Annotated in this window: 28 protein-coding genes and 3 rRNA genes (1 of these 31 running past the window's edge); 30 read left to right on the top strand and 1 reads right to left on the bottom strand. The window is 38.2% G+C overall.

The window, feature by feature from the left end:
* From AAJG31_RS13235 to rsmI, 14 genes are all read left to right on the top strand, one after another.
* Positions 1 to 19: ribosomal RNA gene (locus tag AAJG31_RS13235) — 16S ribosomal RNA — on the top strand; it begins 1,533 nt to the left of the window's first position.
* Between the two features lie 182 nt (positions 20 to 201).
* Positions 202 to 3,129 (top strand): 23S ribosomal RNA (locus AAJG31_RS13230).
* Positions 3,130 to 3,199: 70 nt separating this feature from the next.
* A 5S ribosomal RNA gene (rrf, locus tag AAJG31_RS13225) occupies positions 3,200 to 3,315 on the top strand.
* The 16S, 23S and 5S rRNA genes sit together here, the layout of an rRNA operon.
* Before the next feature lie 105 nt (positions 3,316 to 3,420).
* On the top strand, positions 3,421 to 3,858 hold the full coding sequence (locus AAJG31_RS13220) for an SRPBCC domain-containing protein (protein WP_066038152.1): 438 nt from the start codon (positions 3,421 to 3,423) through the stop codon (positions 3,856 to 3,858).
* A gap of 269 nt (positions 3,859 to 4,127) precedes the next feature.
* On the top strand, positions 4,128 to 5,561 hold the full coding sequence (locus tag AAJG31_RS13215) for an aminotransferase class I/II-fold pyridoxal phosphate-dependent enzyme (protein WP_066038153.1): 1,434 nt from the start codon (positions 4,128 to 4,130) through the stop codon (positions 5,559 to 5,561).
* 17 nt (positions 5,562 to 5,578) lie between these two features.
* Positions 5,579 to 6,208, top strand: a complete 630-nt coding sequence (tmk, locus tag AAJG31_RS13210; protein ID WP_279493560.1) for a dTMP kinase — start codon at positions 5,579 to 5,581, stop codon at positions 6,206 to 6,208.
* A gap of 277 nt (positions 6,209 to 6,485) precedes the next feature.
* Positions 6,486 to 6,815 carry a cyclic-di-AMP receptor gene (locus tag AAJG31_RS13205; protein WP_004229230.1) on the top strand — a complete coding sequence of 110 codons (330 nt, stop codon included), beginning with the start codon at positions 6,486 to 6,488 and terminating at the stop codon, positions 6,813 to 6,815.
* Between the two features lie 109 nt (positions 6,816 to 6,924).
* A complete protein-coding gene (locus AAJG31_RS13200) occupies positions 6,925 to 7,365 on the top strand; it encodes a YaaR family protein (RefSeq protein ID WP_004229228.1) in 441 nt (146 codons plus the stop codon).
* Between the two features lie 143 nt (positions 7,366 to 7,508).
* Positions 7,509 to 8,513 (top strand): DNA polymerase III subunit delta', encoded by a 1,005-nt coding sequence (holB, locus tag AAJG31_RS13195; protein ID WP_048395429.1) that lies wholly within the window; start codon positions 7,509 to 7,511, stop codon positions 8,511 to 8,513.
* A complete protein-coding gene (locus AAJG31_RS13190; protein ID WP_048395431.1) occupies positions 8,506 to 9,321 on the top strand; it encodes a stage 0 sporulation family protein in 816 nt (271 codons plus the stop codon). Before holB ends, AAJG31_RS13190 begins: the two co-directional genes overlap by 8 nt.
* A 27-nt stretch (positions 9,322 to 9,348) precedes the next feature.
* A complete protein-coding gene (gene yabA / locus AAJG31_RS13185) occupies positions 9,349 to 9,705 on the top strand; it encodes a DNA replication initiation control protein YabA (RefSeq protein ID WP_004229222.1) in 357 nt (118 codons plus the stop codon).
* A gap of 63 nt (positions 9,706 to 9,768) precedes the next feature.
* Positions 9,769 to 10,518, top strand: a complete 750-nt coding sequence (locus tag AAJG31_RS13180) for a tRNA1(Val) (adenine(37)-N6)-methyltransferase (RefSeq protein WP_054548597.1) — start codon at positions 9,769 to 9,771, stop codon at positions 10,516 to 10,518.
* The gene (locus AAJG31_RS13175) at positions 10,502 to 10,765 is read left to right on the top strand and encodes a GIY-YIG nuclease family protein (protein ID WP_004229219.1); all 264 of its coding nucleotides are present in this window, start codon (positions 10,502 to 10,504) and stop codon (positions 10,763 to 10,765) included. The genes AAJG31_RS13180 and AAJG31_RS13175 overlap by 17 nt, the downstream gene beginning before the upstream one ends.
* Positions 10,762 to 11,637: a 16S rRNA (cytidine(1402)-2'-O)-methyltransferase gene (gene rsmI, locus AAJG31_RS13170; protein ID WP_048395435.1), complete on the top strand. Its 876-nt coding sequence runs from the start codon at positions 10,762 to 10,764 to the stop codon at positions 11,635 to 11,637. The genes AAJG31_RS13175 and rsmI overlap by 4 nt, the downstream gene beginning before the upstream one ends.
* Before the next feature lie 233 nt (positions 11,638 to 11,870).
* Here the strand turns inward: rsmI and AAJG31_RS13165 are convergent, their stop codons facing one another.
* Complete coding sequence (locus AAJG31_RS13165; RefSeq protein WP_004229214.1) at positions 11,871 to 12,149, bottom strand: AbrB/MazE/SpoVT family DNA-binding domain-containing protein; 279 nt, start codon at positions 12,147 to 12,149, stop codon at positions 11,871 to 11,873.
* Between the two features lie 349 nt (positions 12,150 to 12,498).
* Here AAJG31_RS13165 and metG point away from each other — a divergent pair, with 349 nt between their 5' ends.
* The 16 genes from metG to AAJG31_RS13085 all read left to right on the top strand — a co-directional run bounded on the left by metG (position 12,499) and on the right by AAJG31_RS13085 (position 26,738).
* A complete protein-coding gene (gene metG, locus AAJG31_RS13160; protein WP_279493562.1) occupies positions 12,499 to 14,475 on the top strand; it encodes a methionine--tRNA ligase in 1,977 nt (658 codons plus the stop codon).
* A gap of 253 nt (positions 14,476 to 14,728) precedes the next feature.
* The gene (locus AAJG31_RS13155) at positions 14,729 to 15,499 is read left to right on the top strand and encodes a TatD family hydrolase (protein ID WP_048395439.1); all 771 of its coding nucleotides are present in this window, start codon (positions 14,729 to 14,731) and stop codon (positions 15,497 to 15,499) included.
* Between the two features lie 135 nt (positions 15,500 to 15,634).
* Positions 15,635 to 16,846 carry a G5 and 3D domain-containing protein gene (locus tag AAJG31_RS13150; protein WP_048395441.1) on the top strand — a complete coding sequence of 404 codons (1,212 nt, stop codon included), beginning with the start codon at positions 15,635 to 15,637 and terminating at the stop codon, positions 16,844 to 16,846.
* Between the two features lie 220 nt (positions 16,847 to 17,066).
* Positions 17,067 to 17,633, top strand: coding sequence for a ribonuclease M5 (gene rnmV, locus AAJG31_RS13145; protein ID WP_048395443.1), 567 nt, complete (start codon positions 17,067 to 17,069; stop codon positions 17,631 to 17,633).
* Positions 17,626 to 18,507 (top strand): 16S rRNA (adenine(1518)-N(6)/adenine(1519)-N(6))-dimethyltransferase RsmA, encoded by an 882-nt coding sequence (rsmA, locus tag AAJG31_RS13140; protein ID WP_048395444.1) that lies wholly within the window; start codon positions 17,626 to 17,628, stop codon positions 18,505 to 18,507. The genes rnmV and rsmA overlap by 8 nt, the downstream gene beginning before the upstream one ends.
* 157 nt (positions 18,508 to 18,664) lie before the next feature.
* Complete coding sequence (locus tag AAJG31_RS13135; RefSeq protein ID WP_004229199.1) at positions 18,665 to 18,925, top strand: Veg family protein; 261 nt, start codon at positions 18,665 to 18,667, stop codon at positions 18,923 to 18,925.
* 114 nt (positions 18,926 to 19,039) lie between these two features.
* Positions 19,040 to 19,219 (top strand): small, acid-soluble spore protein, alpha/beta type, encoded by a 180-nt coding sequence (locus tag AAJG31_RS13130; protein WP_004229193.1) that lies wholly within the window; start codon positions 19,040 to 19,042, stop codon positions 19,217 to 19,219.
* 220 nt (positions 19,220 to 19,439) lie between these two features.
* Entirely contained in the window at positions 19,440 to 20,306 is an 867-nt protein-coding gene (gene ispE / locus AAJG31_RS13125; RefSeq protein WP_048395447.1) for a 4-(cytidine 5'-diphospho)-2-C-methyl-D-erythritol kinase, read from the top strand.
* 56 nt (positions 20,307 to 20,362) lie between these two features.
* The gene (gene purR / locus AAJG31_RS13120) at positions 20,363 to 21,196 is read left to right on the top strand and encodes a pur operon repressor (protein ID WP_004229190.1); all 834 of its coding nucleotides are present in this window, start codon (positions 20,363 to 20,365) and stop codon (positions 21,194 to 21,196) included.
* The gene (locus AAJG31_RS13115; protein WP_004229189.1) at positions 21,193 to 21,567 is read left to right on the top strand and encodes a RidA family protein; all 375 of its coding nucleotides are present in this window, start codon (positions 21,193 to 21,195) and stop codon (positions 21,565 to 21,567) included. Before purR ends, AAJG31_RS13115 begins: the two co-directional genes overlap by 4 nt.
* Before the next feature lie 220 nt (positions 21,568 to 21,787).
* Positions 21,788 to 22,090 carry a septation regulator SpoVG gene (spoVG, locus tag AAJG31_RS13110; RefSeq protein WP_048395448.1) on the top strand — a complete coding sequence of 101 codons (303 nt, stop codon included), beginning with the start codon at positions 21,788 to 21,790 and terminating at the stop codon, positions 22,088 to 22,090.
* Positions 22,091 to 22,351: 261 nt separating this feature from the next.
* The gene (gene glmU / locus AAJG31_RS13105; RefSeq protein ID WP_103117249.1) at positions 22,352 to 23,722 is read left to right on the top strand and encodes a bifunctional UDP-N-acetylglucosamine diphosphorylase/glucosamine-1-phosphate N-acetyltransferase GlmU; all 1,371 of its coding nucleotides are present in this window, start codon (positions 22,352 to 22,354) and stop codon (positions 23,720 to 23,722) included.
* A 24-nt stretch (positions 23,723 to 23,746) separates the two neighbouring features.
* The gene (locus tag AAJG31_RS13100; protein ID WP_004229183.1) at positions 23,747 to 24,706 is read left to right on the top strand and encodes a ribose-phosphate diphosphokinase; all 960 of its coding nucleotides are present in this window, start codon (positions 23,747 to 23,749) and stop codon (positions 24,704 to 24,706) included.
* Positions 24,707 to 24,959: 253 nt separating this feature from the next.
* The gene (locus AAJG31_RS13095) at positions 24,960 to 25,556 is read left to right on the top strand and encodes a 50S ribosomal protein L25/general stress protein Ctc (RefSeq protein ID WP_066038161.1); all 597 of its coding nucleotides are present in this window, start codon (positions 24,960 to 24,962) and stop codon (positions 25,554 to 25,556) included.
* 146 nt (positions 25,557 to 25,702) lie between these two features.
* The gene (gene pth, locus AAJG31_RS13090) at positions 25,703 to 26,269 is read left to right on the top strand and encodes an aminoacyl-tRNA hydrolase (RefSeq protein ID WP_016993791.1); all 567 of its coding nucleotides are present in this window, start codon (positions 25,703 to 25,705) and stop codon (positions 26,267 to 26,269) included.
* A gap of 241 nt (positions 26,270 to 26,510) precedes the next feature.
* Positions 26,511 to 26,738 carry an anti-sigma-F factor Fin gene (locus AAJG31_RS13085; protein WP_016993788.1) on the top strand — a complete coding sequence of 76 codons (228 nt, stop codon included), beginning with the start codon at positions 26,511 to 26,513 and terminating at the stop codon, positions 26,736 to 26,738.
* Positions 26,739 to 26,795 lie beyond the last annotated feature (57 nt).

The raw sequence follows: 26,795 nt of genomic DNA, 5'->3' as shown, positions 1-26,795 counted from the left end.
CGGCTGGATCACCTCCTTTCTAAGGATTATTTCGGAATACAAACCTTGGGTTTGTAAGATTACGTTTTGCGTTCAGTTTTGAAGGTTCATTCTATTTGAATGAAACACTTCAAAACTTGTTCTTTGAAAACTGGATAAAACGACATTGAAATTGTAACAAACACATTTATTTTTTTAAGTTTTTTATAGGCTTAATAACTTGGTTAAGTTATTAAGGGCGCACGGCGAATGCCTTGGCACTAGGAGCCGAAGAAGGACGGCACTAACACCGATATGCTTCGGGGAGCTGTAAGTGAGCTTTGATCCGGAGATTTCCGAATGGGGGAACCCACTACGTTTAATCGCGTAGTATCTTGACGTGAATACATAGCGTCTTGAAGGCAGACCCAGGGAACTGAAACATCTAAGTACCTGGAGGAAGAGAAAGAAAAATCGATTCCCTGAGTAGCGGCGAGCGAAACGGGAAGAGCCCAAACCAAGAGGCTTGCCTCTTGGGGTTGTAGGACACTCTATACGGAGTTACAAAAGAGCGAGTTAGATGAAGCGACTTGGAAAGGTCCGCCAGAGCAGGTAAAAGCCCTGTAGTCGAAAGTTCGTTCTCTCCTGAGTGGATCCTGAGTACGGCGGAACACGTGAAATTCCGTCGGAATCCGGGAGGACCATCTCCCAAGGCTAAATACTACCTAGTGACCGATAGTGAACCAGTACCGTGAGGGAAAGGTGAAAAGCACCCCGGAAGGGGAGTGAAAGAGATCCTGAAACCGTGTGCCTACAAGTAGTTAGAGCCCGTTAATGGGTGATAGCGTGCCTTTTGTAGAATGAACCGGCGAGTTACGATTACGTGCAAGGTTAAGCTTTAGAAGGCGGAGCCGCAGCGAAAGCGAGTCTGAATAGGGCGAAGTAGTACGTGGTCGTAGACCCGAAACCAGGTGATCTACCCATGTCCAGGGTGAAGGTGAGGTAACACTTACTGGAGGCCCGAACCCACGCACGTTGAAAAGTGCGGGGATGAGGTGTGGGTAGCGGAGAAATTCCAATCGAACTTGGAGATAGCTGGTTCTCTCCGAAATAGCTTTAGGGCTAGCCTCGTGATGAGAATACTGGAGGTAGAGCACTGTTTGGACTAGGGGGCCATCCCGGTTTACCGAATTCAGACAAACTCCGAATGCCAGATATTTATACACGGGAGTCAGACTGCGAGTGATAAGATCCGTAGTCAAAAGGGAAACAGCCCAGACCACCAGCTAAGGTCCCAAAGTAATCGTTAAGTGGAAAAGGATGTGGCGTTGCACAGACAACCAGGATGTTGGCTTAGAAGCAGCCATCATTTAAAGAGTGCGTAATAGCTCACTGGTCGAGTGACGCTGCGCCGAAAATGTATCGGGGCTAAACGATTCACCGAAGCTGTGGATTGACATCTACGATGTCAGTGGTAGGAGAGCGTTCTAAGTGCGTTGAAGTCAGATCGGAAGGACTGGTGGAGCGCTTAGAAGTGAGAATGCCGGTATGAGTAGCGAAAGACGGGTGAGAATCCCGTCCACCGTATGACTAAGGTTTCCTGAGGAAGGCTCGTCCGCTCAGGGTTAGTCGGGACCTAAGCCGAGGCCGATAGGCGTAGGCGATGGACAACAGGTTGATATTCCTGTACCACCTCCTCACCGTTTGAGAAATGGGGGGACGCAGTAGGATAGGGTAAGCGCGCCGTTGGTTGTGCGCGTCCAAGCAGTAAGGCGTGTGTGTAGGCAAATCCGCACACTGTAACGTTGAGCTGTGATGGCGAGTCCGTATGGACGAAGTTCCTGATTTCACACTGCCAAGAAAAGCCTCTATCGAGGTGAGAGGTGCCCGTACCGCAAACCGACACAGGTAGTCGAGGAGAGAATCCTAAGGTGTGCGAGAGAACTCTCGTTAAGGAACTCGGCAAAATGACCCCGTAACTTCGGGAGAAGGGGTGCTCTTGAGCGTGCAAGCGCATGAGAGCCGCAGTGAATAGGCCCAGGCGACTGTTTAGCAAAAACACAGGTCTCTGCAAAACCGTAAGGTGACGTATAGGGGCTGACGCCTGCCCGGTGCTGGAAGGTTAAGAGGAGTGGTTAGCGCAAGCGAAGCTGCGAATTGAAGCCCCAGTAAACGGCGGCCGTAACTATAACGGTCCTAAGGTAGCGAAATTCCTTGTCGGGTAAGTTCCGACCCGCACGAAAGGCGTAACGATCTGGGCACTGTCTCAACGAGAGACTCGGTGAAATTATAGTACCTGTGAAGATGCAGGTTACCCGCGACAGGACGGAAAGACCCCGTGGAGCTTTACTGTAGCCTGATATTGAATTTTGGTACAACTTGTACAGGATAGGTAGGAGCCAGAGATCTCGGAGCGCCAGCTTCGAAGGAGGCGTCGGTGGGATACTACCCTGGTTGTATTGAAATTCTAACCCATGCCCCTTAGCGGGGCAGGAGACAGTGTCAGGCGGACAGTTTGACTGGGGCGGTCGCCTCCTAAAAGGTAACGGAGGCGCCCAAAGGTTCCCTCAGAATGGTTGGAAATCATTCGTAGAGTGTAAAGGCACAAGGGAGCTTGACTGCGAGACCTACAAGTCGAGCAGGGTCGAAAGACGGGCTTAGTGATCCGGTGGTTCCGCATGGAAGGGCCATCGCTCAACGGATAAAAGCTACCCCGGGGATAACAGGCTTATCTCCCCCAAGAGTCCACATCGACGGGGAGGTTTGGCACCTCGATGTCGGCTCATCGCATCCTGGGGCTGTAGTCGGTCCCAAGGGTTGGGCTGTTCGCCCATTAAAGCGGTACGCGAGCTGGGTTCAGAACGTCGTGAGACAGTTCGGTCCCTATCCGTCGTGGGCGTAGGAAATTTGAGAGGAGCTGTCCTTAGTACGAGAGGACCGGGATGGACACACCGCTGGTGTACCAGTTGTCTTGCCAAAGGCATCGCTGGGTAGCTATGTGTGGACGGGATAAGTGCTGAAAGCATCTAAGCATGAAGCCCCCCTCAAGATGAGATTTCCCATTACGCAAGTAAGTAAGATCCCTCAAAGACGATGAGGTAGATAGGTTCGAGGTGGAAGTGTGGTGACACATGGAGCTGACGAATACTAATCGATCGAGGACTTAACCAAAAAAGTTTGAAACATTCAATGCACCGTTTATCCAGTTTTGAAAGAATAAATCTTTCAATTAAATAAAAAGTCTAGTGATGATGGCAAAGAGGTCACACCCGTTCCCATACCGAACACGGAAGTTAAGCTCTTTAGCGCCGATGGTAGTTGGGGGCTTCCCCCTGTGAGAGTAGGACGTCGCTAGGCAGAAAAGTAACCACTGAGAAATCAGTGGTTTTTTTGTATGTTTTGAAATCTAGAAAATGTTAAAGTTTAATAGAGTGATCAAAATATTCAAAGGGGTGCAATGGAATGGCAACAGGACAATATAGTAAGGTAATCAATATACAGAAAAATAAATTAGAGGGTTTTATTCATAATAAGGAACAATGGGCTGTTTTAATACCAGGTTACTTACATCACGAATTACTAAATGAAGACGATATGATCTGGGTCTTCCAAGGAGACTTTGGTATAATTCAGAAAGCTGTTAAAGTAAAACTTAAAGTAAACAATTCAGATGCTCATCAAATACAGTTTGATTTAGTGGGTTTATCTGATCCTATAAATGGTAATGGTTCTTTTGAAATCATACAAAATCAAAATGAATCACCACAACTGACTGGTAATTTAACAATGAAAGCAAGTGGATTTTTAGCAGGAATGATGAATCCAGTATTAGATAATTTTGTACCTGGGTTGATTGAGCAATTAGTGGAAGCAATGGCCATTCAAGCATTACAAGACTAGTTATATGAAAATAAGTGGTGAACCGATTATTACAGATAACAGCAATAATCGGTTTTATTTTAATAAGCAACTCTTATTGCTACAAAAATGATGGTTTAGGTATAGATGACTCTTTTTTTGAGTGAGGCGTCAACGATAATGACATCAAGCTGTGATTAACTTTGATGAAAAGGTTTGTTACTAAATAAAAAGTGGATTACCATGCGGAGGGATAGCTTTTTTCTCTCCTTATAATTTCGTATAATTAAAGGAGAATCTAACGAAAATGGGTGTATGTTTTGCATAAGAAAAAACCAATTATAGAAGGGTTAGAACGTTTTCGACAGCAACAAAATATTTCTTTTCATGTCCCAGGTCATAAGCATGGTGAACTGTCTCACCTTCCGCAAGCATTTAAAGATGTTATGCGTTATGATGTAACTGAATTATCTGGATTAGATGATCTACATTACCCTGAGGAAATGATATTAGAAGCCGAGAATTTATTGGCAGATACATATGGAGCAACGAAGAGTTTCTTTTTGGTAGGAGGGTCTACTGTTGGAAATTTAGCAATGATTTATGCTACTTGTAACAAAGACGATACCATTATAGTTCAGCGTAATGCACATAAATCAATTTTCCATGCTATTGAACTTGTTGGGGCTAAGCCAATTTTTGTGTCGCCGCTGTGGGATGAACGGACAATGTCGGCGACACATGTAACTTATAGAGATTTAAAAGAAGCCGTAGAAAATTATTCAGAGGCGAAAGCAGTAGTGTTAACATATCCTACTTATTATGGGATGACTTCGAATGAAATACAGCAACAAATTGCTTATTGTCATGAGAAGGGAATACCTGTATTGGTGGATGAAGCACATGGCGCTCATTTTAATGCATGTACGCTATTTCAGCCATCCGCATTGACACTTGGTGCAGACGTTGTTGTTCAATCAGCTCATAAAACTTTACCTGCTATGACGATGGCCTCTTTTATGCATGTTAAGTCGGAATTGATAGAGGCTGACAAAATACATCATTACTTACGCATGTTACAATCTAGTAGTCCATCTTACTTATTATTAGCATCATTAGATGATGCTCGCTATTATGTACAGACATATATGGAGAGTGATGGGGCATATATAATAGAAAAAAAGAATCAATGGGTAGATGCATTACGAGCAATTGGATCATTAGAAGTAATTGAAGTAGATGATCCACTTAAAGTATTGCTACGTGTTAATGGTTATAGTGGCTTTCAATTACAGGAGGCATTAGAGGCAAAGCATGTATATGGGGAACTTGCAGATGCCAATCAGGTTTTATTTGTGTTACCTTTGCTGAAGCAGGGACATACCTACCCATTTGCTGAAATCAGGGTTCGTATAAAAGAGGCCATAACAACGCTATTAAACACAGCTAAAACAGATAGCATAACGGCTTCTCAAACAGCCTATCATTTTGTCCCGATTACTGAGCCTATATATACCTTTAATGAGGTTGCATCATTAAAGAAAGAATGGTTACCATATATGCGTACAATGGGGCGAATTTCAGCGAATATGATCATTCCTTATCCACCTGGTATACCATTATTAGTACCAGGAGAAAGAATAACAGTAGCTAAGTTAAGTCAATTGGAAGAGCTACTAGCAGCAGGTGCAACATTCCAGGGGAATCATCGTTTAGCAGAAAAAAAGATTCAGGTTATTAAATAGTTGGAGGCAATAACAGCATGAATAGCAATTTATTTATTACATTTGAAGGACCAGAGGGAGCAGGAAAAACAACGGTCATTCAAATGATAGCAGAGCGATTAAAAAAAATTAATATTGAAGTTCTAGCAACAAGAGAACCAGGTGGAATTGAGATTGCAGAAAAAATAAGAACGATTATTTTGAATCCTGCACATACTGCTATGGATGAACGAACAGAAGCATTGTTATATGCTGCAGCAAGAAGCCAGCATTATTTTGAGAAAGTACGTCCTGCCTTAGATGCAGGGAAGTTAGTGATATGTGACCGTTTTATCGATTCCTCTTTAGCTTATCAAGGATATGCAAGAGGTATAGGTGTTAATGAGGTGCTTTCTATTAATGAATTTGCTATTGGGAAGAAATTACCTGACGTGACCATACTATTTGATCTTGCTCCAGAGGTTGGCTTAGCGCGTATTCATGCAACTGGCAATCGAGAAGTAAACCGCTTAGATGTTGAAAGCTTGCCGTTTCATCAGAAGGTACGTGAAGGATATTTACAATTAGTAGAGCAGTACCCAGAGCGAATACGTGTAGTCAATGCAGATCAAGATATTAAAAATGTTGTTGAAGATGTATGGTTATTATTATTGGAAGCAATGCAGTAAATGCATGAAGTTGTCTACAACAATGTGATATAATGATACTATCCATTAATTTATCTTCACTAGGAGGGCAACATTTGTCGAAGTACCTATTAGGTCAGACACACCTTCGTGTAAGATACATTATGTGTTTAGGGAACCTTGTAGATGTCTTTTTTAAAACTTTCTTATAGAGTTTTTGTATCAACATGATGATGTTCCTCTAGTTCAACAGATGAACTAAGATTAAGTATAGAATTGAAATCTATCTAGGCGAATTTTATAAAAGGGGTGAGTGCGAATGAAGTTAGTCGTAGCTGTAGTGCAAGATCAGGATAGCAGCCGCTTATCAAATGCTTTAACGAAAAATCAGTTTCGCGCAACTAAATTAGCGAGCACAGGAGGATTTTTACGTTCAGGAAATACGACATTTCTTATAGGAACTGAAGACTCTCTCATACCCAAACTTTTAGATATTATTCGGGATAATTGTCGGGCAAGAGAGCAAATGGTTGCACCCGTTTCTCCGTTAGGAGGAAATGCTGATTCCTATATACCTTACCCTGTGGAGGTAGAGGTGGGAGGAGCTACCGTATTTGTTTTACCGATTGAACAATTCCATCATTTTTAAAAAGTAGCCTCCGAAGCTAAATCATTGATTATTTGTTACTATTAAACATTTTATTTAAAATCGATTATGCGTAGGAGAAATAGATGAAAATTGTGGGGGCGAAACCAGCTTGAAGATTAATCAAGATATACGTGTCGGGTTAAATACAAATCGCAAAGAGCCACTACAAAATAATAATCAAAATAACCGATTTGGAGATATGGTCGTCAAGCAAGGTAATAAGCTGCAAACAGAACAACTCACGCGTTTGTTAGGAGATATATCTACTGCAGGGGACCGAGTAGCTAGATCACGTAATTTACGAGAACTTGCTAGGTTTAAAATGCTTGTTAAACGATTTCTACAAGAGACAGTAGAACATGGTATGGAGTTAAAACAATCACATACCTGGAATCGTTTTGGTGAAGGAAGACGTCTGAAAATCATTGAAACCATTGATACACGTCTTGTCGAGCTTGCACAGGATCTCTTAGACGAAGAAAAAGAAGCAATAGATCTTCTTGATAAAATCGGTGAAATTAAAGGCTTACTAATTAATTTATATATGTAAAACCCGTGTCTCGTTCTCATTTAGGCGCGGGCTTTTTTCAAATGTTGATGTGGCTACTCGCCATAAAGTAAACAACTGTAATCTTTACAAGAGTGCAAGAAAGTATCACCTTTTGTTGTAGAGACAGGAAGGAATTTAAATGTATGGCCAAGAATGTTGAAGAGCTACTCACACTGCAACCAGTCGTAATGAAGCAGCTTCAAACAATATTTGACAAGAATAGATTAGCACATGCATATATTTTTGATGGCGAAAAAGGGACAGGCAAGGCAGATATTATGCACTTTTTTGTCAAATTAATGTTATGTGAGCAACCAAGTGGAAATGTTCCATGTGAAACATGTCGAAATTGCAAACGTGTAGATTCGGGAAATCATCCAAATATTCATCAAATTTATCCAGATGGTCAATTCATAAAAATTGATCAGATGCGAGAACTCATCGGAGAAATGAAAATGGTGGGTGTAGAAGAAGGACGTAAGATTTATGTGCTTCATCATGCAGACCGTCTTAATACAGCCTCTGCAAATATGATACTTAAATTTTTAGAGGAGCCAGAAGGAGAAGTAACTGCCATATTACTAACTGAGCAAATGCAGTCAATTCTTCCAACTATCCGTTCTCGTTGTCAACATATCAAATTTCAAAAAATGCCACGTCATGTTTTGTTGAAGCATTTACAGGAAAATAATATTTCACATTCAATGGCCTCAACAGTAAGCATGATGACAAATGAGCTCGAAACAGCGATATTTTTAGCAAATGATGAGCAGTTTGCACTCGCTCGAAAAACAGTGTTAAAATTAGTAGAGGCCATTCGGCAAAATGTACATGAAGCATTGCTTATTGTGCATGAAGAGTGGTTGCCTCACTTTAAAGAAAAAAGCGAGATGGAGCAAGCATTGGATTTACTACTATTTGCTTACCGTGATATAGTGTCAATAAAAGCTAATCCCGAGGCAGCTTGTACTTATCCAGACATGTTACCACTATTTAAAGAAGTTGCGTTATATTCCACTTATGAAAGATTATCAAATCAGATGGAATCTATTTTACAAGCACGCGCCTCTTTACAGCGTAACATGAATAGGACGTTATTGATGGAGCAGTTAATGCTAAATCTGCAGGAGGGATATACATTTGTATAATGTAGTAGGAGTCCGCTTTAAAAAGGCGGGTAAAATATATTATTTTGATCCGGCATCATTTCTACTAGAGGATAGTCAATATGTTATTGTAGAGACAGCCCGCGGTGTAGAGTATGGAAAAGTAGTTGTCCCTCAAAAAGTTGTGGGTGATAATGATGTTGTATTACCACTAAAACAAGTACTTAGACCAGCAGATGATCGTGATCGTATACAAGTAGAGGAAAATGCAGCGGAATCAAAGCGTGCATTTGAGCTCGCTAGTACTAAAATTATAGAGCATAATTTAGAAATGAAACTTGTAGATGTTGAATATACATTTGATCGTAATAAAATTATTTTTTACTTTACAGCTGAAGGACGAGTTGATTTTAGGGATCTAGTAAAAGATTTAGCCTCGGTTTTTAGAACACGTATTGAACTTCGTCAAATTGGTGTGCGTGATGAAGCCAAGCTTTTAGGTGGTATCGGTCCATGTGGTAGAATGCTTTGTTGTTCCACATTTTTGGGTGATTTTGAGCCCGTTTCGATTAAAATGGCTAAAGATCAAAACCTATCATTAAATCCTTCAAAAATATCTGGCCTTTGTGGACGTTTAATGTGTTGCTTAAAGTATGAAAATGATGAATATGAAGAAGCAAAAGAGGGCATGCCAGATGTTGGTGAGATAACAATGACACCAGATGGCCGTGGGAAAGTAGTAGGGCTAAATGTGCTGGAAAGACTTATTCAAGTATATTTACATGAGCAGGAACGCACAGTTGAGTATACACTAGAAGAACTGCTAGCATGCGAAAAAAATCTTATTTAAGATAGAGAATTTAACGAGGTGGCTTGGGTGAAGGACCGTAATTTCTTAGATACCGTTATGGAGTTCGAACAACAGCTCGAAGCAATGCAGGAGCAATTTGGTGCATTGAAACAATTTGTAGCGTTAATGATGGAAGAGCATAAGGCGCTTGAAACAGAAAATCATCACCTACGTACACGTCTAGAAGAACTACTTTCTAATACAAACTCCGTACAAGCTGCTGAAGTAAAGAAAGAGAGTCCGCTAGATATTGGTGAGGGATATGATAACTTAGCTCGCCTCTACCAAGAGGGCTTCCATGTTTGCCATGTTCATTTTGGAAGTTCACGTAAGGGTGAGGATTGTCTGTTCTGTCTATCATTTTTAAATAAACAAAATGTGTAATAAAAGGCTGATTCCCGCTACGGTGGTGTCAGTCTTTTGTTTTGTAGCGTAGGAGGAGTAAGCATGGAAAAATGGCTAAAAGGTGACGAGCGGTTAGATTATTTGTTGGCTGAGAATTTACGTATTATTCAAAGTCCCTCTGTCTTTTCGTTCTCATTAGATGCAGTATTGCTTTCGAAATTTGTCAGTATTCCTTATCATAAGGGAAAAATCGTTGATTTATGCTCAGGAAATGGTGTGATTCCACTTTTTTTAAGCGCACGTACAAAGGGACAGATAACAGGCGTAGAAATTCAGCCACGTTTATTTGAGATGGCAGAGAGAAGTATCCGTTACAATCAGCTAGAACAGCAAATTCAAATGATTCTTGGAGATGTTAAAGAAATACCAAAACAACTTGGCATTGAAAAGTATGATGTGGTTACCTGTAATCCACCCTATTTTTTAGCACATGAAGCGAGTGATAAAAATCTTAGTGAGCATCATGCCATTGCACGCCATGAATTGTATTTAACATTGGAAGAAGCGATTCAATCCGCAAGTAAATTATTAAAGCAAGGGGGCAAGGCCGCATTTGTTCACCGACCTGGGCGATTATTAGATATTGTGACAGCTATGCGAGCAAATCGCTTAGAGCCTAAACGGATGCAGCTCATTTATCCGAAAGAAGGGAAAGAGGCTAATACATTATTAATAGAAGGAATAAAAGATGGAAAGCCTGATTTAAAAATTCTGCCGCCGTTGTATGTTTATGATGCCAATAATGAATACACGACAGAAGTGAGAGAAATTCTTTATGGAAAAGAGCAATAATCACTACTTTTATGTGTTAGAGTGTGCTGATCAAACTCTTTATGCAGGGTATACAAATAATATAGAAAAACGTGTTGCTGTACATAACGCTGGTAAAGGAGCAAAATATACAAGAGCTAGAGGTCCAGTGAAATGTATTTACAAAGAAATATTCGAGACAAAGCAAGAAGCAATGCGTGCTGAATATGCCTTTAAGCAATTAACAAGAACACAGAAAATTAATTATATAAGGAGGGGTGAATCGTGAAATCACAAAAAAGTACAATACACGATCAGACAGGTTGTTTATATCTGGTAGGAACACCTATTGGTAATTTAGAGGATATGAGTGTGCGTGCACTTCGCATTTTAAAAGAAGCAGATATTATCGCTGCAGAAGATACTAGAAACACCAAAAAGCTTTGTAACTACTTTGAGATTGACACACCACTAATCAGCTACCATGAGCATAATATAGCCGTAGGTGGAGAAAAATTATTAACATTACTACAAGAAGGAAAAACAATTGCATTAGTAAGTGATGCAGGTTTACCTTGTATTTCTGATCCAGGTGCAGATATAGTGGAAAAAGCAATTGCCCAAAACTTTTCTGTTGTACCAGTGCCAGGGCCTAATGCAGCAATTTCAGCATTAATTGCATCTGGGTTATCGCCACAGCCATTTTTCTTTTATGGATTTTTGAATCGCGGAAAAAAGGAACGTCGCCAGCAATTAGAACAATTAAAAAAACGCCAAGAAACGATTTTACTATATGAGGCACCACATCGCTTAAAGGATACATTAAAAGATATGGAAGCTATACTCGGGGAACGTCGTATTGTTTTAGCTCGAGAGCTGACAAAGAAGTTTGAAGAGTTTTTACGAGGTACTTTGTCTGAAGCTGTAGAATGGTCACAAACTGAAGAAATACGAGGAGAGTTTTGTATTGTTCTTGAAGGCAATAGCTGTGTAGAAGAGGAAGATCATGAAGAAGCCTATTGGCAAAACATGTCCATTGTTGAACATGTTGATTTCATTATCAATCAATCGAATGTATCTTCAAAAGAAGCCATTAAAGAAGTAGCTAAGTTAAGGCAAGTGGCAAAGCGAGATGTTTATAATGAATATCATAGTGAATAATAGTAAAGAGTTACCTTATTAGGGTAGCTCTTTATTTTTATTTAGTTAATGACTCGAAACTTAAAAGTTGAAAAGTAATAATTTTGAGACACAATTTTAAATTGATAATAATTGTAAATAATAGTAACCTTAAATAGAAAGGTCTGACATGGACATTATAAGGGGTTAAGAAATTGGTTATATTAATAAACAGAAACACCTAAATCACTGTTTTGATTTAGGTGAGAAACTAATTATTTTTTTAAGTTAGATTGAATTTCTTTAACTAACATTTCTGCGCCTTCTGGACTTAAAATTAATTTGCCTCCAACTAGACGGAAGTTATCATCTGAAACTTCACCAGTAACAGCACATGTCATATTAGGCATATATTTTTTTAAGATGATTTTATCATCATCCACATAGATTTCTAAAGCGTCCTTTTCAGCAATACCTAGCGTACGGCGTAACTCGATAGGAATTACTACACGACCTAACTCATCGACTTTACGAACAATCCCTGTTGATTTCATAATAGATTTCCTCCTAATTTATAAAAGTTATATTGGTATTTCGTCAAATTTCGACATTATTTCTTTGTCTGATAGTTATCATACCAAGTAATGCCATAAACGTCAATTAATTAATGCACTAATATTATGGTTTTTAAAAAAAATTTTTGAGAAGAATGCAGGTATTTTAATTTTTTTAAAAGGTTTTTAATAAATATTTTTGTTAATAGTAAAAAAGGTTCTTATTTAAGTCATTTAATGGATTAAATATATTATTCGACAATTTTCGCGTTTAATAAACTTTCATTGAAACGAATTTCGTACTTCGTTAGAATAGAAAGTATATTGTAAAACAATGGAGGCAGTTCTTGTGAGTGAACAACAAAAAACATTCTATATAACAACACCCATTTACTATCCAAGTGGGAAATTTCATATTGGTACGGCATATACAACAGTAGCATCTGATACTATTGCACGCTATAAACGTTTAAAAGGTTATGATGTACGCTTTTTAACAGGAATGGACGAACATGGCCAAAAAATTCAAGAAAAAGCAGCTGAAGCGGGTAAACATCCTCAAGATTATGTAAATGAAATTGCCGATGCTGCGAAAAAACTTTGGGGTTTAATGGATATTTCTTATGATGACTTTATTCAAACAACGCAGGATCGACATACGAAAGCTGTCGAAAAGATTTTCCAAAAGTTTTTAGATAATGGTGATATCTATAAAGGTGAATATGAAGGCTGGTACTGTACACCGTGTGAATCATTCTTTACTGAGACTCAACTAGTTGACGGGAACTGTCCTGATTGTGGTCGTCCGGTGCATAAGGTTAAAGAAGAATCGTACTTCTTTAATATGAAGAAATATGCAGATCGTTTATTAGCTTATTATGAAGAGAACCTTGAATTCATTGAGCCAGAATCACGAAAAAATGAAATGATTAACAACTTCATTAAACCAGGGCTAGAGGATTTATCGGTATCAAGAACATCCTTCGACTGGGGAATTAAAGTACCAGGAGATCCAAAGCATGTTATTTATGTATGGGTTGATGCATTAACGAATTATATTACAGCCTTAGGTTATCTATCAGAAGATGAATCATTATTCAATAAATATTGGCCAGCAGATGTACATGTAGTTGGCAAGGATATTGTTCGTTTCCACACGATTTATTGGCCAATCTTCTTAATGGCATTAGATTTGCCATTGCCGAAAAAGGTATTTGCTCATGGTTTTATTATGATGAAAGACGGTAAAATGTCTAAATCAAAAGGCAATGTAATTTATCCTGAAATGTTAATCGAGCGTTATGGTCTAGATGCGACACGTTATTTCCTATTACGAGAATTACCATTTGGCTCTGATGGGGTATTTTCACCAGAATCATTTATTGAACGTACAAACTTTGATCTGGCTAATGATTTAGGGAACTTATTAAATCGTACAATTTCAATGATTAATAAATATTTTGAAGGTATTATTCCGACAGAAAATCTTCAACCGACAGAATTTGATGCAGCTTTAAAAGAGCAAGCTGAGTCGGTACGTATTAAATATGAAGAAAGTATGGAAAAAATGCAATTTAGTGTCGTTCTTGCTGACTTATGGACGCTTGTTTCACGCACAAATAAGTATATAGATGAGACACAACCATGGGTGTTAGCAAAGGAAGAGTCAGACAAGCCAAAATTAGGTGCAGTTATGCGAAATTTGGCAGAAAGCTTACACCAAATCGCTGTCATGTTGCAACCATTTATGACAACAACTCCTAAACGTATGATCGATCAGTTAGGATTAGATGACAAATTCTTAGCATGGGATACAATTGCAACATTCGGCAATACTATTCCAGCAAACATTAAAGTGGTAGAAAAAGGGATACCGATTTTCCCACGCTTAGAAAATGAGGTTGAGATTACTTATATTCGTGAGGAAATGCGTGGGTCTGTGAAAACACCACAGGATGAAGAAATTAAAAAGGTAGCAAAAACTGAAGAAAATCCAGAAATTCCTGAAATTACTATTGATGATTTTATGAAAGTTGATTTGCGTGTAGCTACTGTGACTGCATGTGAAACTGTTCCGAAAGCAGATAAATTATTAAAGCTACAAGTTGATCTAGGATATGAGCAACGTCAAGTAGTTTCAGGTATAGCGAAATTTTATACACCAGATGATTTAATAGGTCAAAAAGTGATTGTCGTAGCAAATTTAAAACCAGTAAAATTACGTGGTGAAATATCACAAGGAATGATTTTAGCTGGTGAGAAAGATGGAAATTTAAAATTAGCATCAGTTGATCCTAAACTTGAAAATGGTGCAAAAGTAAAGTAATGAACTTAAGGAAGGCCTGCTGAATATGAATTATTCAGCAGGCTTTTCAAATCTGTTAGAGAAATCGGGATTAAATTATTTTGATATAATTTACGATGCGTGAAAAACTTGGTTTTATGGGCCCGAAGAACTACTTGTGGTAATGTCGATTAAGTGGAATGTCACAATGTCGAATAGTTTGTAATGAAATTGTAATGATCACGAAAAATATGAAATAATAAATTTTAATAAAATCAATGTTAGGAGAATGAAGATGTTTATAGATACACACGTACATTTAAACGCAGATCAGTATGAGGAAGATCTTCAAGAAGTGATTGATAGAGCTCTTGAAGCTAAAGTAGAACGAATGGTAGTTATTGGTTTCGACCGTAAAACCATTGAGAGAACAATGCAATTAATAGAGCAATATGATTTTGTTTACGGTGTCATTGGCTGGCATCCAGTAGACGCTATTGATTGTACTCAACAAGATTTAGAGTGGATTGAGCAATTAGCTTCACATCCAAAAATAGTTGGCATTGGTGAAACGGGATTGGACTACTATTGGGATAAGTCTCCAAAAGACGTTCAACAGGAACTTTTTCGCAAGCAAATTCAATTAGCTCAAAAGATCAATTTACCAATCGTTATTCATAATAGGGATGCAACAGGTGATGTTGTACAAATTTTACGTGAAGAAAATGCTGCATCCGTAGGGGGTGTTATGCACTGCTTTAGTGGAAGTGTAGAAACAGCGCGTGAATGTATAGCAATGAATTTTATGATTAGTCTTGGGGGACCAGTGACATTTAAAAATGCACGTCTACCAAAGGAAGTAGCTACAGAAATAGCTCTTGAGCATTTGATGATTGAAACAGACGCTCCTTATTTAGCTCCACATCCACATCGAGGTAAGCGCAATGAACCCGCTTTCGTGCCTTTAGTTGCTGAGGAAATCGCACGTTTGAAAGGGTTGACAATTGAGGAAATTGCACAAGCAACTACAGCCAATGCGAAAAATTTTTTTGGGATTGACAATTAACTAGCTTAGATGCCTCCAATACAGGGTTTGTGGTTGGCAAAAAACAAGAAGTCAATTTTCAGAGAAATACTTTCGGGTTGACAGTGCCAAAACTAGTCCGTATAATCCAACCTTGTATTAAGGAGGCGTTTTTTCATGTCAAATAATTCCATGAAAAACTTGTTCTTAGGATCATTGAGGAGTAAGCAAACAGTGATAAGAATTATCTCACTTGTCCTGTTTGTGTCTGTAATCTCTTTCGTGCTTTACCAAGGTACGAAAAAATCCGTTAAGCTTGAAGCAAATGGAGAAACAATCGAAGTATCAACACATGCCAAAACTGTAGAACAATTATTACAAAATCAAAATATAGATATAGCAGAGCATGACAAAATTTCACCCTCTCTGAACACCAAAATTGTTAATGGATTAGCAATTACATGGGAACAGGCAAAAGAAGTAACTATTTCAGTTGATGGAAATCAGTCAAAAGTTTGGACAACTGAAACACTTGTGAAGGACATTTTGAAGGAAGCAAATATTAAAGTATCTGAACATGACTCTTTAGCGCAAGGTCTAGATACTGAACTAGGAGCAGAAAACAAAATCGATATTCAAAAAGCGTTTCAAGTAGCGCTTGTCGATGGCGTAAATAAAAGACAAGTATGGTCCACTTCGACTACGGTCGCTAACTTTTTAAAACAACAAGGAATTCAGCTAAATGAATTCGATCGTGTCGAAAATAACCTGGAGAACGTTATTACTCCGGAGAGTAAAATCACAGTAGTTCGCGTAGAAAAGGTTATCGATGTAGTGGAAGACTCTTTAGATTTCGCAGTTGAAAAGAAGCAGGATGCTTCATTGCAAAAGGGGAAACAAAAAGTAGTAGCAACGGGCGAGAAGGGTTCGATTTCTCGTACGTATGAGGTTGTCAAAGAAAACGGTAAGGTTGTGGCAAAAAACCTACAATCTGAGAAAGTTTTAAAAGAGCCGAAGAAACAAGTGGTTGCTGTAGGCACAAAAACAATTGTTGCAAGTGCAGCAACTGTGTCACGTGGTTCAGCAGAGCCTACTAACGGAAAAGAATTTTATGTAACGGCAACAGCATATACACCATATTGCAACGGTTGTACTGGTACATCAGCAACTGGTATAAACCTACGTTCAAATTCTGGCTTGAAGGTGATCGCAGTTGACCCTTCTGTTATTAAGTTAGGATCAAAGGTTTGGGTAGAAGGCTATGGAACTGCTATAGCTGGGGATACTGGTGGGTCAATTAAGGGTAATAAGATTGACATACTTGTACAAACAGATGCCCAAGCACGTAACTGGGGACGTAAGAAAGTGCGCGTTAAAGTATTAAATTAAAAAAATTGTAAAATTAATCAAAATGTTTTTCACAAATGGAGCTTTCCTGTTTTGACTGGCGGGAAGGCTTCTTTATTATTTTTTTAGCAAATGATGTTGTAGGTATGTAGAGAGAAAGTTGAATAAGATAAGCTCATCTGAACCTTGTATTCCTGTACAAATCGTATAGAGCAGTTGTAAAATGGTCAGAAGATAAGGTAGATAGAAAAGAGGAGCCTTTTTGCAAATTAAAGAAATTATTGTTGTTGAAGGAAAAGATGATACGACAGCTATTAAACGTGCTGTACAAGCAGATACTATAGAAACGAATGGATCTGCAATTTCTGAAGAAACGTTAAAGCGAATTCAGCACGCCCAAGAAAAACGTGGAGTTATCGTATTTACTGATCCAGACTATCCAGGACGTCGAATACGCGCCATTATCGAGGAGCGTGTAAAAGGGGTGAAGCATGCCTTTTTACCAAAAGCGAAAACGATCGCTAAAAACGGTAAAGGGTTAGGGATTGAGCATGCTGCTGATGAGGATATACGTGAAGCACTACAACATGTCTATACCCCTACACATGAGTTGCTAAACGAAGCGGTAATTACACTGGAAGATTTAATGACTGCTCGTTTAATTGGACATCCACAATCAAAGCAGCGTCGTGATAGACTAGGGGAAATTTTAAATATAGGTGCTACAAATGGTAAACAACTTCATAAAAGATTGAAAATGTTTCAGATTACAGAGGAGCAATTTGGTGCGGCTATCGCACAGTTAGATCAGGAGGAAAATGATGCATAAGGATATTGCTACACCAATTCGAACACAAGAAATATTAAAAAAGTATGGTTTTTCATTTAAAAAAAGTTTAGGTCAAAACTTCTTAATTGACCCGAACATTTTAAGAAATATAGTGAGTCACGCCAATTTAACTGAGAATAGTGGCGCAATTGAAGTTGGTCCTGGGATTGGGGCATTAACTGAGCATTTGGCGAGAAGCGCTAAAAAGGTAGTTTCCTTTGAAATTGACCAACGTTTATTACCTGTACTAGAAGATACGCTTAGTCCATATAATAATGTGTCTATTATTCACTCTGACATACTTAAGGCAGATGTGGAGAAAGTAATTGCAGATGAGATGCCAGGTATTGATGATATTATGGTTGTAGCAAATTTACCGTATTATGTAACGACCCCAATTTTACTGAAGTTACTCAATGACCGATTACCGATCCGTGGTTTTGTTGTGATGATGCAGAAAGAGGTAGCAGACCGTATAACAGCTAAGCCAGGGACGAAAGAATATGGTTCTTTATCAATTGCAATACAATATTACGTGAAAGCAGATATTGCGATGACAGTGCCAAAAACCGTTTTCATGCCGCAACCTAACGTCGACTCTGCAGTAATTCGCCTTATTAAGCATGAGGAACCACCAGTAAAAGTAATAGATGAGGATTTTTTATTTGTTGTAACGCGTGCTTCATTCGTACAGCGAAGAAAAACAATCTATAATAACCTGCAATCTGGTTTACCTAATGGAAAGGCACAAAAGGATCAAATTTTACAGGCATTAGAGTTAGCAAATATTGAGCCAACTCGCCGTGGAGAAACACTTTCAATTCAAGAGTTTGGGAAATTAGCTGATGCACTGCATCCTGTATTTGCAAAGTAAAAATTTTTGTTAACAATTTTTCGGATATGTAAAAAAATATATATTTTTTTATAAAAAATAAGTTGACAAGATTTATAAGAGGCTGATAAAATATTATATTTTGTTGACATTTTTGGGACATTAGCTTATACTTGTTATTAGTGAGGTGTAAGCGAAAATGCCAAAAACTTTAGCGGACATTAAAAAGTCGTTGGATTGTCATTTGGGTAAACGTTTGCAATTAAAAGCAAACGGTGGTCGCAAGAAAACGGTTGAGTGTGCAGGGATACTACGTGAGACATATCGCGCCATCTTTGTAGTAGAGCTCGATCAAGAAGACAATACGTGCAAGCGCGTATCGTATAGCTACACAGATATTTTAACTGAAGCAGTAGAGATTACATTTTTAGACGAAGCAAAGGCTGCTGTCGCAAAATAGTTTCTAGTACTTATTTCTATATTTTAGAAACACTCATGTATATGTAAAAATACATGAGTGTTTTGCGTTTTCACGGGCATACTAAATTCGTCAGTTGTTAAAGGAGGAGTTTATATGCCTAGAAAAGGTATCATGTCACCTCGTTTAAAAGAAGAGATCGCAAAAGAACTTGGATTTTATGATGTTGTGCAAAAGGAAGGCTGGGGCGGCATAAAAGCTCGTGATGCTGGTAATATGGTCAAACGTGCCATAGAAATGGCAGAACGGGCAAGTAGTGAGCAAGAGCGTAAGTAGACTGTTTTTGCTAAAATAGTCATCTTATAAAGTTTCATTCAGCAGGGATGAAAATCCTTACTGACACAACAAATACAACTGACGAGAGAGAGCCGTTACTCCGAATAGGGTAAACGGTTCTTTTTTTCCATTTTCGTATTCTCAATATGGTAAAATAAAATGAATAATCTTGCGCGAAAAAAAGAACTGTTTATACGTGTAGCTATAAGGAGGAAGAAAGATGCTTTATGTAAAGGCGCCTGCAAAAATCAATTTAACATTAGATGTACTTTATAAAAGACCGGATAATTTTCACGAAGTGGAGATGGTTATGACAACAGTCGATTTAGCTGATCGTATCAGTCTTGAATCTCGAGAAGATGGTGTTATTCAAATAATTTCAACAGATAATTTTGTACCAAATGACCATCGTAATTTTGCTTATCAGGCAGCGCGTCTCATTAAAGATACATATGGCATTAGACAAGGTGTATCCATTACGATTGAAAAGGAAATCCCTATAGCAGCAGGACTCGCAGGAGGTAGTAGTGATGCAGCTGCAACATTAAAAGGGCTAAATGAACTGTGGGATTTAGGTTTATCAATAGATGAATTAGCGGAACTTGGTGCTAAAATTGGTTCGGATGTTTCGTTTTGTGTTTACGGAGGCACGGCACTCGCTACAGGACGAGGCGAAAAAATAAAGGAATTACCAGCTCCACCTAATTGTTGGGTTGTACTAGCTAAGCCTAAAATTGGTGTGTCGACAGCAGAAGTTTATGGGGGTCTTAAGGTTGAAGGACTGCAACACCCCAATACACAGCAGATGATACAAGCTATAGAGACAAAAGATTATGAGCTATTATGTTCTTCATTAGGAAATGTTTTGGAAACTGTAACATTTAAGCTACACCCAGAAGTTGTGATGTTAAAGGAACAAATGAAGCGCTTTGGGGCAGATGCCACGCTAATGAGTGGAAGCGGTCCAACTGTATTTGGGCTAGTGGATAGTGAAGCTCGTGTAAGTCGCATTTATAATGGTTTACGTGGTTTTTGTGAGGAAGTTTATGCAGTACGAATTTTGGGTGAGCGAAATACGCTTGCTTAGAAACGCAAATTTGTGTTAATTTTACCTATAAATATTCGTGTTTAGGAGAGGGTCGCATGAAATGGAAGCGTAGTGAACGACTAGTTGATATGACGTACTACTTACTAGAACATCCACATCAGCTGATCCCGCTAACTTATTTTTCAGAACTATATCAATCTGCTAAGTCATCCATTAGTGAAGATTTAACGATTGTAAAAGAAACATTCGAAGAAAAAGGAATCGGGTTATTGATGACAGTGCCGGGTGCTGCAGGAGGAGTAAAGTATATTCCGAAAATGTCCGAGGCTGAAGTACGTTTAGTGATTCAAGATTTAAAAGCAGAGCTAGAACATTCAGATCGATTGTTACCAGGTGGTTACTTATTTATGACGGACTTGCTTGGAAACCCAGATTTAATTAATCGTGTAGGAAAGGTCTTTGCTTCGGCCTTTGCAGATCAACAAATCGATGTCATAATGACAGTAGCAACTAAAGGGATATCCATCGCTCATGCCATTGCAAGACATTTAAATGTACCAGTGGTTGTTGTGAGAAGAGATAGTAAAGTAACAGAAGGTTCTACAGTAAGCATTAACTATGTATCTGGTTCTTCCAGAAGAATTCAGACAATGGTATTATCAAAAAGAAGCATGAAGAGTGGACAACGTGTATTAATTACTGACGACTTTATGAAGGTCGGCGGTACTATGAATGGCATGAAAAATCTCTTAGAAGAGTTTGACTGTCAGTTAGCAGGCATTGCAGTGCTTGTGGAGGCTGAGCATGCGGACGAAACATTAGTAGATGATTATTATTCACTTGTAAAGCTTCATGAAGTTAATGAAAAAGATCGAACAATTGCATTAAGTGAAGGTAACTATTTTTCTAAAAGGGGACATGACAAATGAAAGTAGTAGCAACAACAAATGCACCAGCAGCAATCGGACCATATTCACAAGGTATTATTGTTAACGGAATGTTTTATAGCTCTGGTCAAATTCCATTAACAGCTACAGGTGATTTAGTGGAAGGCGATATAACTGTACAAACAAATCAAGTATTTGCTAATTTAAAAGCTGTTTTAGCGGAAGCTGGAACTTCTTTAGATAATGTTGTAAAAACAACGGTCTTTATGAAAGATATGAATGACTTTGTAGCGATGAATGAAGTTTATGCAAATCATTTCGGTGATCATAAACCAGCTCGTTCAGCTGTAGAGGTAGCCCGTCTTCCGAAAGATGTAAAAGTAGAAATCGAAGTAATCGCAATCGTAAAATAAATAAAACTTATTAAGCTCACTAAAGAGAATCTTTATTCTTTTTAGTGGGTTTTTTTACGCCGACAAACAATTGTCAAAAATTACGTATATAAGAAAAAATATTATTCTAATAAGTATTCAAATTTTTTAGAAAATTTGATAGACTATGAAAAGGAAAATATTCGGTAATTGAGAATATAATATTTTCATTTAGGCATCCAAGAAGAGAGGTGGTGAGAAAATGGAAGTTACTGATGTGAGATTACGTCGGGTACAGACGGATGGTCGCATGCGTGCGATTGCTTCCATTACACTTGATAATGAGTTTGTTGTTCACGATATTCGTGTCATTGATGGAAATACTGGTTTATTTGTAGCTATGCCTAGTAAACGAACACCAGATGGGGAATTTAGAGATATTGCTCATCCAATTAATTCTGATACTCGAAATAAAATTCAGGAGATCATTTTAAACGAGTATCATAACTCTAGTGAAATAGAGGAAGCTGGTAAAGAAGAAGAATTAGAGGGAATCGGTGTGTAATAAATAGTAAATAACTTACTTTTTAAGGATATGTTACAAACTTACGGTAAAAAAGATAGGAAGAACTCTTCTAGTTGGAAGGGTTCTTTTTATTTTGATAAAAAGATAATATGAGCAATTTCAGGATATACTTCATGACATTCGAGCATAAGGTGCATTGGATTTAGGAATTCATGTTTTTGTCAACTCTACATGCCTTGAAAATAGATGAATTTTGCTATATAGTCATAAGAGAAAATGAGCGTATTGGAGGACTTACAGATGAGCAATATTTTTGCTGTCATTTTGGCTGCAGGTCAAGGTACACGTATGAAGTCCAAATTATATAAAGTGCTCCATCCAGTATGTGGGAAACCAATGGTACAACATGTGGTGGATCATATTCAGACGTTAGATGTGAATCGCATTGTAACGGTTGTCGGACATGGTGCTGAAAAAGTGCAACAACAGCTTGGTGATAAAAGTGAGTATGTGCTGCAGGCTGAACAACTAGGTACAGCGCACGCTGTGCAACAAGCAGAGGCCATTTTAGGTAATGAAGAAGGTACAACATTAGTTGTATGTGGAGATACACCACTAATTCGTCCTGAAACGATGCAAGCTCTATTCGAACATCATCAAGCAAAGAATGCTAAAGCAACTATTTTAACTGCAATTGCTGAAAATCCAACTGGCTATGGCCGTATATTACGTGGCAGTAACGGACAGGTGGAGCAAATTGTTGAACAAAAGGATGCTTCAGCAGAGCAGCAATTAGTAAAAGAAATAAACACAGGCACATATTGCTTTGATAACAAATTATTATTTGAAACATTGAAGCTTGTGAAAAATGATAATGCTCAAGGTGAATACTATTTACCAGATGTCATTGAAATTTTACAAAAGCAAGGTGATATTGTTGAAGCATATGTCACTGATGATTTTGAAGAAACACTAGGTGTTAACGATCGCGTGGCTTTATCACAAGCCGAGACATTAATGCGTACAAGAATCAACGAAAAGCATATGCGGAATGGTGTAACAATTATCCATCCTGAAACAACGCATATTAGTGCAGATGCAGTTATTGGGCGTGATACGGTGATTCAACCTGGCTCAATGATTGAAGGTGCTACTGTGATCGGTGAAGATTGCATTATCGGGCCAAACACTCAAATCATAGATAGCCGCGTTGGTGATCGTACAACTATACATTCTTCAGTTGTCCGTGAAAGCGCTATTGCAGAGGATACTGCTATTGGGCCATTTGCTCATATTCGACCACTTTCAGACATCGGTAGTCATGTCAAAATTGGTAACTTTGTAGAAGTGAAGAAAAGCAAGCTAGATAATGGCTCGAAAGTTTCACATTTAAGTTATATTGGCGATGCTGAGATCGGTAGTAACGTCAATATTGGTTGTGGTTCCATTACAGTAAACTATGATGGAAAAAACAAGTTCAAAACAATTATTGAAGATGATGTATTTGTAGGATGTAATACTAACTTAGTAGCGCCAGTGAAAGTTGGAAAAGGTTCATTTATTGCAGCAGGTTCTACAATTACAAAAGAAGTTCCTGAAGATGCACTTGCCATAGCTCGTGCAAGACAAGAAAACAAACCGAATTATGTAAGCAAATTAAATTCAAAATAATTATCAACTAAACAGGAGGCCATCATGCCGTATCATTATGCAAACTCACAATTAAAAATATTTTCACTTAACTCTAATAATCCATTAGCTCAAGAAATTGCGCAGGAAATGGGCGTAGAATTAGGTAAATCTTCTGTTAAGCACTTCAGTGATGGAGAGATTCAAATTAGCATTGAAGAAAGTATTCGAGGTTGTGATGTGTTTATCGTGCAGTCTACTTCTGCACCTGTAAACGAACATTTAATGGAGCTTTTAATTATGGTAGATGCAGTTAAACGTGCATCTGCTCGTACAGTAAACGTTGTAATGCCTTATTATGGTTATGCACGCCAAGATCGTAAAGCAAAAGCGCGCGAGCCAATTACAGCTAAATTAGTGGCAAACCTACTTGAAACTGCTGGTGCAACACGTGTTATCGTATTAGATTTACACGCACCTCAAATCCAAGGGTTCTTCGATATCCTAATCGACCACTTAATGGCAGTACCATTACTATCTGATTACTTCAAATCTAAAGGTATTCCAGGAGATGAGATCGTTATTGTTTCACCAGATCATGGTGGGGTAACACGTGCTCGCAAAATGGCTGAACGATTAAAAGCACCGATTGCAATTATTGACAAACGTCGTCCGAAACCAAACGTTGCGGAAGTGATGAACATTGTTGGTAATGTTGATGGTAAAGTGGCAATCTTGATTGATGATATTATTGATACAGCAGGTACAATTACAATTGGGGCAGATGCGTTACGTGCTGCTGGTGCAAAAGAAGTTTACGCTTGCTGTTCACACCCTGTATTATCTGGTCCAGCAATTGAACGTATTGAAAACTCTGCTATTAAAGAATTAGTGGTGACAAATACAATTCAGCTTTCAGACGAGAAAAAATCTCCAAAAATTACAGAGCTTTCTGTAGCTAAATTAATGGCGGATGCTATCTCTCGCGTTTATGAAAATAAATCTGTAAGTACTCTATTTGATTAATAAATATTGTAAGTATAAGACCAATCTACTCTTTGAGAAGATTGGTCTTTTCTATATAAATTGGACACTATTTCATCAAGACGAAGAAATAGATGAGTGTTTTATGTGTGAGCCTTCTCACAAAGGGGTATAATAATAATGTGTCTTAATAATATTTACTCTACCTTAAACAAATAGAGCTAAGTATTATCATAGCCTACAACGAATTATTGTTGAGGCGTAAATAATTTTCTTGGAAGGGGAATAAAGAAGTATGAGTACAGTATTAAGTGTTACAAAGCGCGAAACTGGGCATCGTTCAACATTAACCCAACTTAGAAAAGGGGGAGCCATTCCTGCAGTTATTTACGGCTACAAAGTAGATTCAACCCCAATTTCTATTGCTGCAAAAGATTTTAAAAAGTCCATTCAAAAAAATGGGCAAAATAGTGTGTTTTCGCTAGAGTTAGAGGGGAAAAAGGTGAATGCTGTTGTGTCGGAGATTCAGCAATGTTCATTGAAAGATGAAGTAAATCATATTGACTTTTTAGCCATTAATATGGCGGAAGAGCTAGAAGCTGATGTCCCGATTAAATTACTTGGACAGTCAGTTGGTGTGAGTGAGGGCGGTATTTTAATGCAGCCTAACTTAGAATTAAAAGTTAAAGTAAAGCCAACAGAGTTACCCGAATCAATTGATGTGGACATTTCATCGTTGAAAATTGGGGAATCCCTAACAGTAGCAGATATTCGCGATGCTACACCTGTTGAAATTATTAGTGAAGATGATTATATGTTAGTAACCATTGTGGCGCCTGTTTCTGTAGAGGAAGAGACTACAGAAAATGAAGAAGGGCAAGAGTCAGTATAAAAGTAAATACGCTTAAGGCTAATAAGAAGGCTATAGCTTTCTTGTTAGCCTTATTTTTTATGCCTTTTAACAATTGTACAAAATGCTTTCTAGGCGTGCTATATGGTAAAATAATGACTATTAGATTTGAAAGAAGAGAGGTACTTATGAAAATTATCGTTGGTTTAGGAAACCCAGGTAAACCTTATGAGCATACAAGACATAATATCGGCTTTGATGTTATTGATGCGTTAGCAGAAAAATGGGGAACACCTTTAACAAATTCAAAATTTAACGGGATGTACACAACTGTACATCGACCAGAAGGAAAGGTTCTACTTGTTAAACCATTAACATATATGAATTTATCAGGGGAATGTGTTGGTCCCCTAATGGACTATTTTGACATAGAGGTAGAAGACTTAATTGTCATTTATGATGACTTGGATTTAGAGACAGGTAAATTACGTCTGCGACAAAAAGGGAGTGCAGGTGGTCATAACGGCATTAAATCATTAATTCAACATTTAGGCACTCAGGAATTTAATCGTATTCGAGTGGGCATTAATCGTCCACCAGCGGGCATGAAGGTAGCAGACTATGTGTTAGCTAAATTTTCGAAGGAAGACCAAGTTCTTATGCAAGACGCCATTGTAAATTCTGTAAACGCTGTTGAAGCATCTCTTTCAAAGCCGTTTCTTGATGTGATGAATCACTTTAACGCAAGCAAATAGATGGAAGTAATAAAATTTCTGTTAAAGTTTTTGGATAATTGGCATGGTGTAAGGTGAGTAATGAGCTGCCTTACACTATTATTACAGCTAATACTTGTAGTGAATAGTCTTAGCTACAGGTAAAAATTAATTCTCTAATTTTTACGTTATTGCAATGAGGATGACAGTGAAAAGTGCATAATCCTTTTTATAAATGTCTATACTTTAAGTAGAAAGTTGCTTAAAGGAGGATGATTTGGAGATGTCAGTTCGCTATCGATGTCGGCATTGTGAAGTAGAAATAGGGACACTACCATTTGATGCAGATGATACAATTCGAAAGTTGCATATTTTCGAATTGGGAGAAGCGGATGATTATGTTGAGAAAGATCAACATGGTCAAACGACTGTGCACTGCATTTGTGAGCAATGTGAGGATTCGCTGAGACAATATCCAGATTATCACGCACTCAATAAATGGATTCAATAATTGGAAGGATGCTTTGACACACTTATGTGTGTTCAAGGCTTTTTCCATTTCATAAAA

Source organism: Lysinibacillus sp. BS3 (genome assembly GCF_039614735.1).
GTDB lineage: Bacteria > Bacillota > Bacilli > Bacillales_A > Planococcaceae > Lysinibacillus > Lysinibacillus capsici.
This window is presented reverse-complemented; position numbering and strand designations above follow the sequence as displayed.

Coding starts and splice junctions, on each gene's coding strand:
- holB (WP_048395429.1), top strand. CDS start 7,509: ATGGCCAAGAATGTTGAAGAGCTACTCACACTGCAACCAGTCGTAATG.
- AAJG31_RS13085 (WP_016993788.1), top strand. CDS start 26,511: ATGTCAGTTCGCTATCGATGTCGGCATTGTGAAGTAGAAATAGGGACA.
- AAJG31_RS13220 (WP_066038152.1), top strand. CDS start 3,421: ATGGCAACAGGACAATATAGTAAGGTAATCAATATACAGAAAAATAAA.
- AAJG31_RS13115 (WP_004229189.1), top strand. CDS start 21,193: ATGAAAGTAGTAGCAACAACAAATGCACCAGCAGCAATCGGACCATAT.
- AAJG31_RS13175 (WP_004229219.1), top strand. CDS start 10,502: ATGGAAAAGAGCAATAATCACTACTTTTATGTGTTAGAGTGTGCTGAT.
- AAJG31_RS13095 (WP_066038161.1), top strand. CDS start 24,960: ATGAGTACAGTATTAAGTGTTACAAAGCGCGAAACTGGGCATCGTTCA.
- rsmA (WP_048395444.1), top strand. CDS start 17,626: ATGCATAAGGATATTGCTACACCAATTCGAACACAAGAAATATTAAAA.
- glmU (WP_103117249.1), top strand. CDS start 22,352: ATGAGCAATATTTTTGCTGTCATTTTGGCTGCAGGTCAAGGTACACGT.
- AAJG31_RS13155 (WP_048395439.1), top strand. CDS start 14,729: ATGTTTATAGATACACACGTACATTTAAACGCAGATCAGTATGAGGAA.
- pth (WP_016993791.1), top strand. CDS start 25,703: ATGAAAATTATCGTTGGTTTAGGAAACCCAGGTAAACCTTATGAGCAT.
- AAJG31_RS13130 (WP_004229193.1), top strand. CDS start 19,040: ATGCCTAGAAAAGGTATCATGTCACCTCGTTTAAAAGAAGAGATCGCA.
- AAJG31_RS13205 (WP_004229230.1), top strand. CDS start 6,486: ATGAAGTTAGTCGTAGCTGTAGTGCAAGATCAGGATAGCAGCCGCTTA.
- AAJG31_RS13135 (WP_004229199.1), top strand. CDS start 18,665: ATGCCAAAAACTTTAGCGGACATTAAAAAGTCGTTGGATTGTCATTTG.
- ispE (WP_048395447.1), top strand. CDS start 19,440: ATGCTTTATGTAAAGGCGCCTGCAAAAATCAATTTAACATTAGATGTA.
- AAJG31_RS13100 (WP_004229183.1), top strand. CDS start 23,747: ATGCCGTATCATTATGCAAACTCACAATTAAAAATATTTTCACTTAAC.
- AAJG31_RS13165 (WP_004229214.1), bottom strand. CDS start 12,149: ATGAAATCAACAGGGATTGTTCGTAAAGTCGATGAGTTAGGTCGTGTA.
- AAJG31_RS13150 (WP_048395441.1), top strand. CDS start 15,635: ATGTCAAATAATTCCATGAAAAACTTGTTCTTAGGATCATTGAGGAGT.
- purR (WP_004229190.1), top strand. CDS start 20,363: ATGAAATGGAAGCGTAGTGAACGACTAGTTGATATGACGTACTACTTA.
- AAJG31_RS13180 (WP_054548597.1), top strand. CDS start 9,769: ATGGAAAAATGGCTAAAAGGTGACGAGCGGTTAGATTATTTGTTGGCT.
- tmk (WP_279493560.1), top strand. CDS start 5,579: ATGAATAGCAATTTATTTATTACATTTGAAGGACCAGAGGGAGCAGGA.
- spoVG (WP_048395448.1), top strand. CDS start 21,788: ATGGAAGTTACTGATGTGAGATTACGTCGGGTACAGACGGATGGTCGC.